Source organism: Kribbella sp. NPDC050470, from assembly GCF_044458365.1.
Classification (GTDB): Bacteria; Actinomycetota; Actinomycetes; order Propionibacteriales; family Kribbellaceae; genus Kribbella.
On sequence record NZ_JBITHV010000012.1, the window covers coordinates 190,427 to 205,402 of the forward strand.

The 14,976-nt window shown below is 68.8% G+C and carries 12 protein-coding genes; 6 read left to right on the top strand and 6 right to left on the bottom strand.

The features are described 5' to 3' along the window. Positions 1-260: 260 nt before the first annotated feature. Positions 261-890 (bottom strand): bifunctional 4-hydroxy-2-oxoglutarate aldolase/2-dehydro-3-deoxy-phosphogluconate aldolase, encoded by a 630-nt coding sequence (locus tag ACIBGM_RS34505; RefSeq protein WP_396387913.1) that lies wholly within the window; start codon positions 888-890, stop codon positions 261-263. Between the two features lie 142 nt (positions 891-1,032). Here ACIBGM_RS34505 and ACIBGM_RS34510 point away from each other — a divergent pair, with 142 nt between their 5' ends. Continuing rightward, complete coding sequence (locus ACIBGM_RS34510; protein ID WP_360528100.1) at positions 1,033-2,874, top strand: sialidase family protein; 1,842 nt, start codon at positions 1,033-1,035, stop codon at positions 2,872-2,874. Between the two features lie 5 nt (positions 2,875-2,879). Here ACIBGM_RS34510 and ACIBGM_RS34515 read toward each other — a convergent pair whose 3' ends face one another. From ACIBGM_RS34515 to ACIBGM_RS34530, 4 genes are read right to left on the bottom strand one after another with little or no spacing between them, the layout of a single operon-like run. Further along, complete coding sequence (locus tag ACIBGM_RS34515; protein WP_396387914.1) at positions 2,880-3,659, bottom strand: hypothetical protein; 780 nt, start codon at positions 3,657-3,659, stop codon at positions 2,880-2,882. After that, the gene (gene dgoD / locus ACIBGM_RS34520) at positions 3,653-4,798 is read right to left on the bottom strand and encodes a galactonate dehydratase (protein ID WP_396387915.1); all 1,146 of its coding nucleotides are present in this window, start codon (positions 4,796-4,798) and stop codon (positions 3,653-3,655) included. The genes ACIBGM_RS34515 and dgoD overlap by 7 nt, the downstream gene beginning before the upstream one ends. Further along, positions 4,795-5,544: a FadR/GntR family transcriptional regulator gene (locus ACIBGM_RS34525; RefSeq protein ID WP_360528091.1), complete on the bottom strand. Its 750-nt coding sequence runs from the start codon at positions 5,542-5,544 to the stop codon at positions 4,795-4,797. The genes dgoD and ACIBGM_RS34525 overlap by 4 nt, the downstream gene beginning before the upstream one ends. Then, positions 5,541-6,251: an SDR family NAD(P)-dependent oxidoreductase gene (locus ACIBGM_RS34530; RefSeq protein ID WP_360528088.1), complete on the bottom strand. Its 711-nt coding sequence runs from the start codon at positions 6,249-6,251 to the stop codon at positions 5,541-5,543. Before ACIBGM_RS34530 ends, ACIBGM_RS34525 begins: the two co-directional genes overlap by 4 nt. A 215-nt stretch (positions 6,252-6,466) precedes the next feature. Here ACIBGM_RS34530 and ACIBGM_RS34535 point away from each other — a divergent pair, with 215 nt between their 5' ends. Then, entirely contained in the window at positions 6,467-7,750 is a 1,284-nt protein-coding gene (locus ACIBGM_RS34535) for an extracellular solute-binding protein (protein ID WP_360528084.1), read from the top strand. Next, positions 7,747-8,697 carry a sugar ABC transporter permease gene (locus ACIBGM_RS34540; protein WP_360528081.1) on the top strand — a complete coding sequence of 317 codons (951 nt, stop codon included), beginning with the start codon at positions 7,747-7,749 and terminating at the stop codon, positions 8,695-8,697. Before ACIBGM_RS34535 ends, ACIBGM_RS34540 begins: the two co-directional genes overlap by 4 nt. Positions 8,698-8,733: 36 nt before the next feature. On the opposite strand, the gene ACIBGM_RS34545 is transcribed toward ACIBGM_RS34540, so the two are convergent. Beyond that, on the bottom strand, positions 8,734-9,930 hold the full coding sequence (locus ACIBGM_RS34545) for an RNA-guided endonuclease InsQ/TnpB family protein (RefSeq protein ID WP_396387916.1): 1,197 nt from the start codon (positions 9,928-9,930) through the stop codon (positions 8,734-8,736). 104 nt (positions 9,931-10,034) lie between these two features. On the opposite strand from ACIBGM_RS34545, the gene ACIBGM_RS34550 reads away from it, so the two are divergent. From ACIBGM_RS34550 to ACIBGM_RS34560, 3 genes are read left to right on the top strand one after another with little or no spacing between them, the layout of a single operon-like run. Beyond that, complete coding sequence (locus tag ACIBGM_RS34550; protein WP_396387917.1) at positions 10,035-10,856, top strand: carbohydrate ABC transporter permease; 822 nt, start codon at positions 10,035-10,037, stop codon at positions 10,854-10,856. Next, positions 10,853-12,835 carry an alpha-galactosidase gene (locus ACIBGM_RS34555; RefSeq protein ID WP_396387918.1) on the top strand — a complete coding sequence of 661 codons (1,983 nt, stop codon included), beginning with the start codon at positions 10,853-10,855 and terminating at the stop codon, positions 12,833-12,835. Before ACIBGM_RS34550 ends, ACIBGM_RS34555 begins: the two co-directional genes overlap by 4 nt. A gap of 32 nt (positions 12,836-12,867) precedes the next feature. Beyond that, positions 12,868-14,943 (top strand): NPCBM/NEW2 domain-containing protein, encoded by a 2,076-nt coding sequence (locus tag ACIBGM_RS34560; RefSeq protein WP_396387919.1) that lies wholly within the window; start codon positions 12,868-12,870, stop codon positions 14,941-14,943. Positions 14,944-14,976: the final 33 nt, after the last annotated feature.

Consider the following 14,976-nt stretch of genomic DNA (forward strand, 5'->3'; position numbering starts at 1 on the left):
GGTTGCCTGTGCGGGTTGGGGGTTGCCCCCTGGGATTTTGCCGTGGCAACCCCCGGTTTGCGGGGTTAACCCCTCGGGTTGGGGGTTGTCCGGGCGGGCTGGGGGTTGCCTGTGCGGGTTGGGGGTTGCCCCCTGGGATTTTGCCGTGGCAACCCCCGGTTTGCGGGGTTAACCCCTCGGGTTGGGGGTTGTCCGGGCGGATTGGGGGTTGCCTGTGCGGGTTGGGGGTTGCGCGGGGTGCGGGTGGTGGGTCGGTGGGTTTAAGGGGTGGGTGGGGTTACGGCGGTTAGGAAGGATTTGGCTCGGGTGGCTAGTTCGGATTGGGGGCCGCCGGTGGCGGCGTTGCCTAGGAGGGGGGAGGCTACGCCGACTGCCAGGGCCCCGGCGGCCAGGTACTCGGGGGCGGATTCGGCGTCGACGCCGCCGACTGCGATCAGCGGGGCGTCGGGGAGTGGGGCGCGCAGCTCGCGGAAGTAGCTGGGGCCGTAGACCTTGGCGGGGAAGATCTTGACCGCGGTGGCGCCGAGGTCGAGGGCGGCGACGACCTCGGTGGGGGTGAGGGCGCCGCAGAGCAGGGGAAGACCGAGCTCGACGCTGCGGTGCGCGCCGCGGGTGATCGCGGGCGTGACCGCGAACCCGGCGCCGGCGGCGGCGACCTCGTCGGCCTGGGCGGGTGTGATGACGGTGCCCGCGCCGATCAGGATCGACGGGTCGTACGTCGAGCGCGCCTTGGCGATCGCCTCGACCCCGCCGGGTGTGGTCAGGGACACCTCGAGGGCAGTGATTCCCGCTTCGACCAGGGTGTGGATGCACTCCAGGGCGCGGTCGGGGTCGTCGGTGCGGATGATGGCCAGCACCTTGCGGCGCCGGAGCTCGGCAAGCAGATCCATGGTTCCTCCTCGGGGTCCACGCTATTGGATCGTTCCAGACATAGGACGTCCCATGTCATCGGTTTTGGACGCGCGGAAGTGGATAAATTACGAGGTGAACAACCGCCCCGTTGTTTACTTTCAGTTTTGGAGGCATCCGCCCATGCCCACCCGACTTCCACTCCTCGCCGCGCTCGCCCTGCTGGTCCCCGCACTTCCGGCAGCCGCGAGCCCACCGCCCGACGAGACCACCCAAGCCCTGACGGCGATCGCCCAAGGCACGATGGCAATCACCCAGACCGTCCTCTTCAACAAGGGAGACGCGGGGTACGGCTGCTACCGGATCCCCGCGATCGTGAAGACCAAAGCCGGCACGCTGCTCGCCTTCGCCGAGGCCCGGCGAGCCTGGTGTGCGGACTCGCAGGAGATCGACCTGGTGATGCGCCGGTCCGACGACGACGGCCGGACCTGGTCGGCGACGCAGACCGTGCTCTCCGGCACTGACTCCGACCCGAACGCGGTGGCGACCCGCGGCAACCCGGCGCCGATCGTCGACTACGAGACCGGCCGGATCGTCCTGCTGAGCACGATGGACCCCGGTACGACGAGCCGGCCGCGGACGCCGTACGTGCAGACCAGTGATGACGACGGCCGGACCTGGAGCACGGCCCGCAACATCGGCGACCAGATCGACGACCCGGCCTGGGGCTGGTACGCCACCGGGCCGGTGCACGGCATCCAACTGACGCGTGGTGCGCATGCCGGGCGGTTGGTGGCCGGGACCAACTACGACAACGGCAGCGGTCGTGCGGCCGGGCAGTTGGTGTACAGCGACGACAGTGGCGAGACCTGGCACAAGGGGGCGACCGACCTGCGGTCCGATGGCGCCGTACCGCAGGAGATCAGCGTCGTCGAGAAGGTGGACGGTGGCGTCTACGCAATTGCCCGCAACAACGCCGGTGCTGCCGGGGCCAGCCGGATGTCTGCGGTGAGCAACGACGGCGGGCAGACGTACGTCGCGCCGTACGCGACTATCGCCGGCCTGACCACTCCAGTGGTGCAGACGTCGCTGCAGCGGTTGCGGGCCGTGGATCGCGGTGACAAGTACAACCGCATCCTGTTCGCCGGGCCGGCCGATCCGGAGCGGCGGCGGTACATGACGATCCGGTCCAGCTTCGACGAAGGCAAGACCTGGCAGTCCGTGGCCGAAGGCACCAGGATCACCAGCGACTGGTCCGGGTACTCCGACATGGCGATCCTGGACACCGGTGAGATCGGGCTGCTGTATGAAGGCGGCACGGTCGACGCGCGCGACCAGGTCCGGTTCGCCCGGTTCACCGAGAACGACATCGGCCACCCGGACGCGCCCCTCGGCACGACGACGCCGGACGTCTCCGGGCTCGGCAACCACAGCTACCTGCGCGGCGGGACGATCTCGGTCACCGGCAAGTTCGGGCAGGCGCGCGACCTCGACGGCGTCGACGACGCGATCCAGTTGCCGTTCGCGGAGTCGCTCGCGGTCGGCGGCGGTGACTTCACCGCGATGGCGTGGATCAAGTACGGCGCGAGTACGGCGAACCAGGCCATCTTCTGGGCTTACGGCATCAACGAGTTCTCGCAGTTCTGGCTGCGGGCCGAGCCCGCGGACAGCCGCATCCGCGGACTGATCACCACCAACGGCAACACCGCGTCCGTCGCCACGACCAGCGCCTACAACAACAACGCCTGGCACCACGTCGCCCTGCAGCGCAAGGTGGGCACGCTGTCGATCTGGGTCGACGGAGTACAAGCCGCCAGCGTTACGGCGCCGGCCGGCTCGGTCAGCCCGGCGCGGCCGTTCAAGATGTACGTCGGCCAACGGCTCGACGGAGCGCATCACTTCGACGGCTCGATGGACGAGGTCCGGATCTACAAGCGGGCACTGACCGCGACAGAGATCAACAGCATCCGCATGACGAACAGCACCGCGGTCGCAAACGTCGTACTCGATCTGCCGCTCGGGTAGCGCCATCACACTGGCCTGGCGGAGACCGTCAACCGCCAGGCCAGCTTGCCACTCGGCGGTACGACGGCCGCGTCCTCCGGACCGGCCTCCGCAAGGTCGAACACCCGCCCGAGCATCGGTTCCACACCCAGGCTCCGGTACGGCGCCTCGTCGGGGAATCCGGCCTGGTTACGCCACAACGCCGTCGACACTGGTTGCCCGGGGCAACTCAACTCGAGCTGCAGGAGGGCGCCACGATCGAGGACGGAGACCGTGGGACAGTCGACGAGGATCGCGCCTACCGCGGTCCCGTCGGACGGGCCGTAGGTGTTGAGATCGAGCGGCGTCGGCCAGGTCGTGTCGAGCCAGGGCGCGTCCGCGGGCCAGGGCGTCGGGAGATAGGGAGCGGCTTCGGGGTAGAGCCTGCAGGGCGTGCCGCCGGGCGCCTGCACCGATGCGCCGACTGCGCAGTCCAGGAGTGCGTGTGCCGCCCACGTGAAGCGGTAGCCCGGCGGTGCCTGCAGATGGTAATCAGCGGTCACTGAGTCGGTGTCGGACGCGAAGGTCCGGGTCAGGGTGGCATCGCCAAACGTGACCTCGAAGTCCCAGGGTTGGTTCCAGAGACCGCCGTGGTCCGGGGTGCCGCGGACAGTGGGGAAGCACTCGTCGAGCCCGCCCGCGTCGGTGAAGGCGGTGTGGTTCGTGCGGGGTCCGCTCAGGAGGCCGGGACCCTGCCAGAGCCATTCCCGGCCTGCCAGCTGCAGTGACTTCCAGCGGCCGCCGTCCTCCGCATCGATGACTACCATTCGGCGAACGAGCCGTCGGGGTGCGTCCAGACGGGGTTGCGCCAAGCGTGACCGGTCTGGTCGGCGGCTCGGACCGCGGCCTCGTCGACCGTGATTCCCAAGCCAGGCAGGGGATTCCACTCGGCATGCCCGTTGACCCAGGTGTACGGCGTCGGGTCCGTCACGTACGACGTGAGGTCGCTCGCGAGGTTGTAGTGGATGCCCCGGCTCTGCTCCTGGATGAGGAAGTTCGGCGTCGCGAACGCGACCTGCAGACTCGCGGCCAGCGAGATCGGGCCGAGCGGGCAATGCGGCGCCAGCATCGCGCCATGCGTGTCGGCCAGCACCGCGATCCGGCGCAGCTCGGAGATCCCGCCGGCGTGTGACACGTCCGGTTGAACCACGGCGACACCCGCGTTGAGCGGCGCTACGAAGTCGGAGCGGTGGTAGAGCCGTTCACCCAACGCGAGCGGCACGGTCGACGCGCTGACCACTTCGGACAGATGCACCATGTGCTCAGGCAGCACCGGCTCCTCGACGAAGAACGGCTGCAGGTCCTCGACTGCGTGCAGGATCCGCCGCGCACCGGCCACGCCGACCCGGCCGTGCAGGTCGATGGCCACGTCGCGGGTGTCGCCGAGAGCATCCCGGGCCGCACTCAACCGAGCCACGATGTCCTTGATCTCGGCAACAGAAGGCGACGGCTGGATCAGGCCGCTGCCGTTCATCTTGACCGCGGTCATCCCCGCCTCGACCTGTTCCGCGACCTGGTCGGCCACGGCGGCCGGCTCGTCCCCGCCGACCCAGGCGTAGACGCGGACTCGGTCGCGTACCCGTCCACCGAGCAGTGCGGCGACAGGAGCGCCGTACACCTTGCCGGCGATGTCCCAGAGCGCGTGGTCGAGCCCGGCGACCGCGCTGCTCAGGACGGGGCCGCCGCGGTAGAAGCCGCCCTTCGACAGCACCTGCCAGTGCCGCTCGATCTGCAACGGGTCCTGGCCGATCAGGTACTCCGACAGCGTCTCGATCGCGGTCCGGACGACCTCGGCGCGGCCCTCGACCACGGGTTCACCCCAGCCGACGACGCCGTCGCTCGTCTCGATCCGGCAGAACAACCACCGCGGCGGGACCAGGAAGGTCTCGATCCTCTCGACCTTCACGAGCGGCGTCCCCGACCCCGGGCCGACGACGATCCACGGACCTCGGTCAAGTCCTCCGCCGCCTTCGCCAGCAGTTCGCGCATGGCTGCCTCCGCGGCACCAGGGTCGCCGGAGCGGACGGCGTCCACCACGCGCTGGTGACTGGGCAGCGGATCATCCGACGGCTTCACCTTGTGCACGAGCCGGTCGCGATCGGCGAGCCCGGTCTCCATGATCACTTCCATCTTGGTCAGCAGCTCGTTCCCCGTCGCCGCCAGCAACGCCCGGTGGAACTTGAGGTCCGCCGCGACCGCCGCGAGGTCGTCCTTCGCCGAGGCCATCTCCTCGAGCGCCGCGTCCAACGCCTCCAGGTGCGTCGACTCCGCACGCAGCGCGGCCAGCCGGGCGGCGGCCGGCTCGACGATGCCGCGCACCTCGTGCAGCTCCTCGAGGAGCTCCGGCCGGACGTCGTCGTCGAAGTGCCAGCGGATCATGTCCGCGTCCAGCAGGTTCCAGTCCGACCGCGGGCGGACGAACGTGCCGCGCTTCTGCCGCGCGTCGACCAGCCCCTTGGCGGTCAGCACCTTCAACGCCTCGCGGACCGCGGTCAAGCTGACGCCGAGGTCGGCCTGCAGCTCGGGCACGTTGATGGTCGCGCCCTCCGGGATCTGCCCGGACAGGATGCGCTGCGCCATCACCTCCACGATCTGCCCGTGCAGTCCCCGCGTCACGCCGCGCTGAATCCCCGTCACACCGCTCTCCCTCATGCCGAGTCCTTCACCGCGGACCAACCACCGTCGACCACCAGGCTGGCAGCCGTCACGTACGACGCTTCCTCCGACAACAGGAACGCCACGACCTGTGCCACCTCGTCCGGCTGCCCGAGCCGGCCGACCGCCGTGGCCTTCGCGCTCTGCTCGCGGCCCTCGGCATCGACGCGGTCCCACATCGCTGTCTCGATCGGGCCGGGCAGCACAGTGTTCACCCGGATGGAGCCGCCGTACTCGACCGCGAGCTGGCGTCCGAGCGCAACCAGGGCGCCCTTGCTTGCCGCGTAGGCAGGGTGTCCCGGTAGGCCGACCAGCGCGTGCACCGACGACACCAGCACGACGGAGGTCAGGTCGTCGTACAGGGTGCGGAAGCCGAGGAACGCGGCGGTGAGGTTCACGTCCAGCTGTCGCTGCCAGGACTCGGCGGTGAGCTCGTGCGCCGGGCGAACGTCGACGAAGACCGCGTTGCTGACGAGTCCGTCGATCGGCCCGAGCTCGTCGCGGCCACGGGACCGAACCTCGGCCCACGTGTCCGGCGACGACACATCACCCAGTACGGCGATCGCGCGGCCCGGCACCTCCTTGCACGGCTGCACGTCGACCTGCACGACCGACGCGCCGTCGGCCAGCAGCCGCTCGACACAGGCCGCGCCGATCCCGGACGCGGCCCCGGTCACCACGATCACCCGCCCCGTCAACCGCACCCGCGCCTCCTCAACAGCCGGCGATCCCGCCAGGCCTCCAACGATGAACGAGGCACCAGTTGACCGTGACGCCGCTGTCCCGTCAAGCGATTTGCTCGTAATTTACGAATTAATATTGACACCCGGGGGCGCTCGCCGCAAGATCGTCCGCAACACACCACTCACTCGACTGGCACATCGCTCAGATGGCCGTCGGGACGATTCCAGGAGTTGGCATGACGGGTCTGGCAGCAGATCGGCGGACTTTCCTCAAGGGACTCGGACTGCTCGGGGCGGCTGCCCTGGTGCCCGGGTGCGCGACCTCGACGAGCAGTCCGGGCAGCGGCAGCGCGGCCACTGGTGAGCTCTCGCTGCAGTCGAACCTCTCCAGCGAGCAGGCGAAGGCCGCGATGGAGAAGCTCGTTGCTGCGTACAACAAATCCGGCGGGTCCCAGGTCAAGCTGAACACGGTCGCGTCGGAGATCTTCCGGACCCAGCTGCCGACGTACCTGACCTCGGCGAGCCCGCCGGACGTCTACACCTGGTACGCCGGTTCGGTCGCGGACTCGTACGCGAAGAAGGACCTGCTGCTCGACGTCACCAGCGTGTGGGACGGCCTGCAGAACTACCCGAAGTCGATGCAGACGCTGTCCACCAGCAGCAACGGGCAGAAGATCTTCGTGCCGACCAGCTACTACTGGTGGGGCATGTTCTACCGGAAGTCGAACTTCGCCAAGTGGGGCGTGACGCCGCCGAAGACCTGGGAGGAGTTCCTGCAGGTCTGCAAGACGATCCAGGGCAAGGGCGTCCCGCCGATCGGCATCGGGCTCGGGGACACGCCGTGGGTCGCGTCGGCCTGGTTCGACTACCTGAACATCCGGATCAACGGGGCGCCGTTCCACCGCCAGCTGCTGGCCGGGCAGGAGCGGTTCGACGACCCGAAGGTGAAGGCGGTCTTCACCAAGTGGCGCGAGGCGCTGCCGTACTTCGACCCGAAGGGCAAGTCGTTCCCGTTCCAGGAGGCGACGTCGGCGCTGCTGGCCGGCAAGACCGGGATGTTCCTGATCGGCACGTTCTTCGCCGACTCGGCGCCGAAGGACGCGCTGGACGACATCGACTTCTTCCAGTTCCCGATCATCGATCCCGCCGTACCGGTCGCCGAGGAAGCGCCGACGGACGGGTACTTCGCGTCGAAGAAGGCGAAGGACCCCGAGGGCGTGAAGAAGTTCATGACGTGGCTGGCGACGGCCGAGGCGCAGGAGATCTACGTGCAGAACTCCTCCGGTACGGCGATCCCGGCGAACCCGGACGGGAAGGCCGCCGACACGCCGCTGGTGGCGAAGGGCAAGGCGATGATCGAGAGCGCCGCCGAGCTGACGCAGTTCTTCAACCGCGACTCCAGCGACGCGCTGCAGCCGACCGCCGACGCCGCCCTCACCAAGTTCCTCGACAAGCCCGACCAGATCGACCAGATCCTGAAGGACTGGCAAGCCGCCGCCCAGAAGGTCTTCCAGGCGTGACTTCCACTCTGACCGAGACGGCTCCCGGCCGGTCCGCACCACGGGCCGGCGGGGGCGCGTCCCGCCGTACCAAACGCTCCGGGCCGCGGCGGGTGTCGCCGTTGATCCTGGTGTTCGTGTTCGTGCCGTTTGCGGTCGAGGCGGTGTGGGTGTTCTGGCCCGCGCTGCAAGGGTTCTGGCTGGCGCTGACGAGCTGGGATGGGTTGTCGGCGCCGACGTTCGTGGGGTTCGGGAACTTCGCCGACATGCCGTCGGACCCGATCTTCCGGACGGCGTTGAAGAACACCGCGATCTGGCTCGTGCTGTTCGGCGGGCTGAGCGTGGTCGGCGGGTTCGGGATGGCGTTGCTGCTGCAGCGGGAGCGACGCGGTGTCGGCATCTACCGGGCCGCGCTGTTCACCCCGGTCGTCTTCTCGCTCGTCGTCACCGCGCTGATCTGGCGCGTCTTTTACCAGCCCGACGGGCTCGTCGACACGATCCTGCGCACGATCGGGCTCGGTGACTTCATCCGCCCGTGGCTCGCCGACCCCGACACCGCCCTGTACGCCGTCATCGTGCCGGCGCTCTGGCGCCAGATCGGCTACGTGATGGTGCTGTACCTGGCCGGCCTCAAGGCGGTCGACCCCGCGCTCTACGAAGCCGCGAAGGTCGACGGCGCCTCGGCCTGGCAGCGGACCCGCTACGTGACGATCCCGCAGTTGAAGGGCGTGAACTCCGTCGTCCTGTCGGTGATCGTGATCGACTCGCTGCGATCCTTCGACATCGTCTGGTCGATGACGAGGGGCGGTCCGTACCACTCGTCGGAGCTGCTCAGCACCTACATGTACTCGACTGCGTTCCAGTCCACCCAGCTCGGCTACGCGTCCGCGCTGGCCGTGGTCATCTTCCTGCTCGCCCTCGCCGTCATCCTCGGCTACCTGATCCGCGCCTTCCGGGAGGAGTCCTGACGTCCTCCTCGACCTGCTGATCGAGGATTCCAACTACTACACGGAGGTAGCGTGTTGAGGTTCACGCTTCGGCGAGACCCGTACGGGCGTCTCTCGGCGTGCGCTGACGGCCCGTCCGGCCGCGATGTTGACTGCCGCGTTCACGTCCGCGTTGGCCCGATGCCCGCAGGCCACGCACCGGAACACCGCTTGGCTCTCGCGGTTCTCCGGTGCGCAGTGCCCGCAGACGCTGCAGGTCCGCGACGTGTACGCAGGGTTGATCTTCTCGACCCGTCCCGCTGCTTTGTGCTCCAGCCGCTGGACGAGCAGTCCCCAGCCGTTGGCCAGGATGCCCCGGTTGAGTCCGGCCTTGGCGCGCCGGCGATTCGGCAGGTAGCCGCCTCGCCGGTCTGGGTCGGGTTTCGGCCTTGGACGGTGTGTCATCTGCGCGATCCGCAAGTCCTCAACCCGGATGACGTCGAAGCGACGGGCGAGGTCGGTGCTGATCTTCTCGACCCAGTCCTTGCGGCGGTCGCGGGCACGGGAGTACAGCCTCGCGATCGCGGCCCTCACCCGGAGGCGCCGGTTGGAGCCGCGGCGGCACCGGGCCAGGCGTTGCTGCAGGTGTCTGAGCCGTTCGCGCTCGCGGTCCGACAGGCTCGGACAGGTCAGGCGGTCGCCGGTCGACAGCGCGGCCGAGACGGTGATGCCGCGGTCCACGCCGACGACCTCACCCGTGCCGGGCGCCGGGATCGGCGCCGGCACGACAGCGAACGCGAGGTGCCAGCGGCCGGCCCGGTCGCGGGTGACCCGGTACGACTTCGCGTCGGGGATCGCGCGGGACAGGCGGAACCGCACCCAGCCGACCTTGGGCACCAGCACCCGCGCCCACTTCCGGCTCAGCTTCTCGATCCGGGCGGCCTGGGAACCGACGATGCGAAACCCTTCGTGCAGCCCGGCTTTGCGCCAGGTCGGACGCCGATGGGTCCTGGCATAGAAGTTCTTGACGGCCTGCGCGAAGTCCCGCAACGCCTGCTGTTGCACGGTCTGCGACCCGGCCCGCAGCCAACCGAACTCGGCCCTCGCCTCGGTCAGTTGCCGTGCCTGCTCCACAAACCTCGCCGCCGGCGCCTTGTCGGGGGTCCACATCGACCATTGCTCGAGCGCCAAGTTCCACATGTATCGGGCATGCCTGCACTGCCGCAGCAGCGCAGGCTCCTGCGCGCCAGATGGGTACATGCGGAACCTGGACATGCCACCCACTCAATCAGCCGGGACCGACAGTCCCCGATGCACGAAGGGAGGGAGTCGCGGGCGGTTTCGGTTCTGCATCACGGAGCATCCCCGCGGCACCTCAGGTGAACCGCCTCAAGACGTCCGGGTACCACCTGACGATGGGGTTGATCTCGTTCCTGTGGGTTGCGCCGATCCTGTGGGTGATCGTTATCTCGTTCCGCAGCTTCGACGACGTCGCCGCGAACGGGCTGGGCTCGCTGCCGCACTCGTTCACGTTCTCGACGTACAAGTCGGCGTGGGAGGACGCGGACGAGTTCCGGGCCCTGATCAACAGCCTGCTGGTCACGATCCCGGCGGTGCTCCTGAGCCTGGGGCTGGCGTCGATCGCGGCGTACGGGCTGGCGCGGTACAGCATCCCGTTCCGGCGGACGGTGCTGCTGCTGATGCTGATGGGCAACCTGCTGCCGCCGCAGATCCTGCTGATCCCGATCTCGCGGTTCGTGGAGCTGATCGGGTACTACGACACGCTGATCGCGCTGATCGCCGTCCATGTCGGGTTCGGGCTCGGGTTCTACACGTTCGTGCTGCACGGGTTCATGCGGGACCTGCCGCGGGAGATCCAGGAGGCGGCGACGATCGACGGGGCCGGGCCGGGGAAGATCTACTCGAGCGTGATCCTGCCGCTGACCCGGCCGGCGCTGGCGGCGCTCGGCGCGCTGTCGTTCACCTGGATCTTCAACGACCTGCTCTGGTCGATCACGGTGATCCGGTCCGGCGAGAAGATGCCGGTCACGCCGGCGTTGCTCGGTCTGCAGGGCTTGTTCGTCTCGTCCTGGAACGTGATCGCGGCCGGCACCGTGATCGCCGCGATCCCGACGGTCGCGGTCTTCCTCCGCTTCCAGAAGCACTTCGTCGGCGGCCTCGCGATCGGAGCCGTCAAGTGAGGACCTGGACCCTGCGCGGCCCGAGCACGTCGTACGTCGTCGGCGTGCCCGACCACGGCGGGTGGGCCGAACTGGTTGCCTGGGGCCCGCACGCCGTTGCCGAAGGCCCCTCCACCCTCGCCCCTGAAGGCACCGAGCACTTCCTCCCCCGAGCCGACATCCAACCCCTCGAGTACGCCGCCCGCGGAATCCGCTACGGCGCCCCCGTAGACCTGATCGTCGCCGGCGCAGACGGATCGGACGAGCTCCGCCCGACCTTCGCCGGTGTGCGTGAAGGCGGGGAGCTGCAACTGGAGTTCAAGGATGAGGTTCGGTCGGTGTGGGTGGTGTTGCACTACCGGATGGTGGGGGACGTGGTGGAGCGGTGGGTTTCGGTGCACAACGATGGTGCGGACGGGCTCATTTTGTACCGGCATGGGTCGGCCGGGTTTGTGATTCCTGCGCGGGGACCTGTCAGGTACTTGTGGGGGGAGTGGAACAGCGAGTTCCAGCAGGCTGAGGTCGACCTCGAGCGCGGGCGGTTCTGCATCGGGAGTCAGCAGGGGATCACCGGGCACTCCTACTCGCCGTTTCTGTCGGTCGACGGGTACGGCGTGCAGCTCGCGTGGACCGGGTCGTGGGAGATGTCGGCAGAGGTGGACACCACGGGGCAGACCCGGATCCAGGCTGGTCGTGCACCCTCCACGCTCGGGCTGAGGCTCGGCCCTGGGGAGTCGTGGGAGTCGCCGAAGGCCGTCGGGGCGTACAGCTCCGAAGGACCAGACGGCCTCGCCCGCGTCTTTCACGACTACCAGCGCTCCTTCTCCCGTCGCCGTACGCCGAAGGTCCTCTACAACTCGTGGTTCGCCACCGAGTTCGACGTCCGCGCGGAGCACCAGCTCGAGCTGGCGCGACGGGCGGCCGCGATCGGTGTGGAGACGTTCGTCGTCGACGACGGCTGGTTCACCGGGCGGACCGACGACAAGCATGGGCTCGGCGGCTGGGAGGTCGATCCGGCCAAGTTCCCTGATGGGCTCGACGCGTTCATCACACAGCTGAAGGACCTCGGACTCGACTTCGGACTGTGGATCGAGCCGGAGTCGGTCAGCCCGGGATCGCAGCTGGCCGCCGAACATCCGGAGTGGATCCTGCGCACCGAGGGCCGCGAGCCACTCCAGGTCCGCAACCAGCTCCTGCTCGACCTGAGCCGGGACGACGTTCGCGAGTTCATCTCGGGCACGCTGCACCACCTGTTGTCGACGTACGACATCAGCTACCTGAAGTGGGACGCGAACCGCCCGCGTCTCGACGCCGGCGACCAGCGTCGCAACCTCGATGGCCGCGTCGTCGCCAACCTGTACGCGATCCTCGACCGGCTCCGCGCCGAGCACCCGCAGGTGTACGTCGAGGGCTGCGCCGGTGGCGGCGCCCGCGTCGACCTCGGGATGGCCGCCCGGGTCGATACGCTCTGGCCGAGTGACAACACCGCCCCGCTGGATCGGCTCAGGATCCAGCGGGGATTCCTCACCGGGTACGCGCCGCACCTGATGAGCTCGTGGGTGACCGATGCCGTCGGCACCCATGACGGCCGCGAGCGGTCGCTGGACTTCCGGTTCCACGTGGCGATGTCCGGCGTGCTAGGGATCGGCGCTGACCTGTCCCGGTGGAACGACGACCAGCTCGAGACGGCACGGCACCACATCGCGGAGTACAAGTCGATCCGCGACGTGGTTGCCAACGGCACCGTTTATCAGCTCGGCGCCGGCCTGCAGTACGTCGGCGCCGACCGGTCGGTGGTGTTTCTGTGGGAGACGGGTGACGGCAACGTGCGCGGGACGTTGCCGACCAGGCCGCGCCGCGTGCCGCTCGTCCAGCTGGACCCCGCGACGAACTACCGGGTGGGAGACGAGGTCCACCCGGGCAGCTACCTGCTGCAGGCCGGCGTCCGCTGGGACGGCTCGGCCGACTCGAACTGCCTGGTCGTCGAAGCACTCGACTGACCGTTCCGCTCAACGGCAGCAAAGGACAACAGATGAAGCGACTATCCGCATTGCTTGCGGCGGCCCTGGTGAGCGCCTCGCTCGTCACCACCACGACAACCTCGGCCAGTGCGACCGGCGTGACCGCGGCGCAGCCCCAGGCCGACGTGCCCAGCCCCACGCCGTACATGGGCTGGAACACGTACTACGGTCTCGCCGGCGACTTCACCGAGGACTCGGTCAAGTCGGTGGCCGACTCGATGGTGAGCCGAGGGCTCGCGAAGGCCGGCTACGACATCGTCTGGCTGGACGGGGGCTGGCAGGCCGACGTACCGCGGAGTGCGGCCGGCGACCTGCAGCCGAACCCGGCCAAGTTCCCGAACGGGCTCGAGCCGCTCGTCGACTACATCCACAGCTTGGGACTCAAGGCCGGTATCTACACCGACGCCGGTCCGTACATCCCGGGCAAGTGTGGTCTCGGCAGCGGTGGTTACTACCAGCGCGACGCGGACCAGTTCGCGGCCTGGGGGTTCGACGCGGTGAAGGTCGACTACCTTTGCGGGATCGCGGCCGACCTGGACCCGAAGACGGTGTTCACCGAGTTCGCCCAGGCGTTGCGGAACAACGCCAGCAACCGGCCGATGATCTTCAACCTGTGCAACCCGGTGACGTCGCCGGACTGGGGCAACTACCCGGAGTCCCAGCAGTCGATCAACTCGTGGACGTACGCGCCCGGGATCGCGCAGTCGTGGCGGACGTACACCGACGTCGGGTTCCTCGGTGACATCAAGTTCAAGGACGTGCTGCGCAACTACGACGCCAACGCGCGGCACCCCGAGGTGGTCAGGCCGGGTGCGTTCAGCGACCCCGACTACCTCGGACCTGAGCTCGGCATGACGGACGAGGAGTTCCGCAGCCAGTTCACGCTGTGGGCCGTGGCCGCGGCGCCGCTCGTCATCGGCAGCGACGTACGCAAGCTGAGTGCGACCTCGATCGCCACCCTGACCGACCCCGACGTGATCGCGATCAACCAGGACAAGGCCGCGGTTCAGGCGGTCCGTGTCGGTGCCGCGGGTACGACGGAGACGTGGGTCAAGCGGCTCGCGGACGGCAGCCGGGCGGTCGTGCTGCTGAACCGTGGCGACTCCGCGAAGACGATCACCACGACGGCAGGCGCGGTCGGCCTGAGCGGGGACCGGTTCACGCTGAAGAACGCGTGGACCAACGCGGTGACCGAGAGCGCGGGCACGATCAGCGCGGCGGTTCCGGCCCACGGTACGGCGCTCTTCCGCGTGCAGCCCGCCACGGGCCTGCCGGCCATCCCGCACGTGACCGCCGGGATTCCGCAGGTGACCAAGGTCGGGACCGACGCACAGCCCGAGGGAGTTGCGCCGGTGGTTGCCGGTGGCGACGAGCTGACGGTGCAGGTTGCCGTCCGCAACGACGGCGTGCTGCCGGTGTTCAAGCCGGCCGTGAAGGTTGCCGGTGGCACCGGGTGGACGGTGAAGGCGTTGACCAAGTCCCCGGGCCTGCTCGCCAGCGGTCAGCAGGCGACGTTCGCCTTCACTGTGAAGCTTCCCGCCGGCGCCCCGGCCGGGTCCGCGAGTCTCACAGCGACGACGTCGTACGAGACCCTCGGGTACGGCGTCCAGCGGCAGACAACCGTGTCGCCGGTGATCGTCGCGCCGGAACCGCCGGACGGTACGGTCGCGCTCTCGCACCACGACTGGATCAGCGCGACCAGCGGCTGGATGTCGCCGACGATCGACGAGAGTGTCGGTGGTGGCAACCCGATCAAGCTGGTCGGCACGACGTACGCGACTGGGATCGGGGTGGCGTCGCCGTCGACCGTGCGGTACTACCTGGGCAAGGCGTGCACGCGGCTGACCGGAGTGGTCGGAATCGACGATGCTGTGCGCAATGTCGGGCCGGAGGGTGGCACGGCGACGTTCCAGGTGATCGGTGACGGGAAGGTGCTGTACGACAGCGGGGTCGTGGACCGCGACAACCCGAAGTCGATCGACGTCGACCTGACCGGCGTACGCGTCCTCGACCTCTTCGTCAGCGACGCCGGCGACGGCGGCTACAACGACCGAGCCGACTGGGCCGACCCAACGGCAACCTGCTAGGCCCGCATTCGAGGGGATAACCCCTGAGCTTGT

Coding starts and splice junctions, on each gene's coding strand:
- ACIBGM_RS34505 (WP_396387913.1), bottom strand. CDS start 890: ATGGATCTGCTTGCCGAGCTCCGGCGCCGCAAGGTGCTGGCCATCATC.
- ACIBGM_RS34510 (WP_360528100.1), top strand. CDS start 1,033: ATGCCCACCCGACTTCCACTCCTCGCCGCGCTCGCCCTGCTGGTCCCC.
- ACIBGM_RS34515 (WP_396387914.1), bottom strand. CDS start 3,659: ATGGTAGTCATCGATGCGGAGGACGGCGGCCGCTGGAAGTCACTGCAG.
- ACIBGM_RS34525 (WP_360528091.1), bottom strand. CDS start 5,544: ATGAGGGAGAGCGGTGTGACGGGGATTCAGCGCGGCGTGACGCGGGGA.
- ACIBGM_RS34535 (WP_360528084.1), top strand. CDS start 6,467: ATGACGGGTCTGGCAGCAGATCGGCGGACTTTCCTCAAGGGACTCGGA.
- ACIBGM_RS34545 (WP_396387916.1), bottom strand. CDS start 9,930: ATGTCCAGGTTCCGCATGTACCCATCTGGCGCGCAGGAGCCTGCGCTG.
- ACIBGM_RS34560 (WP_396387919.1), top strand. CDS start 12,868: ATGAAGCGACTATCCGCATTGCTTGCGGCGGCCCTGGTGAGCGCCTCG.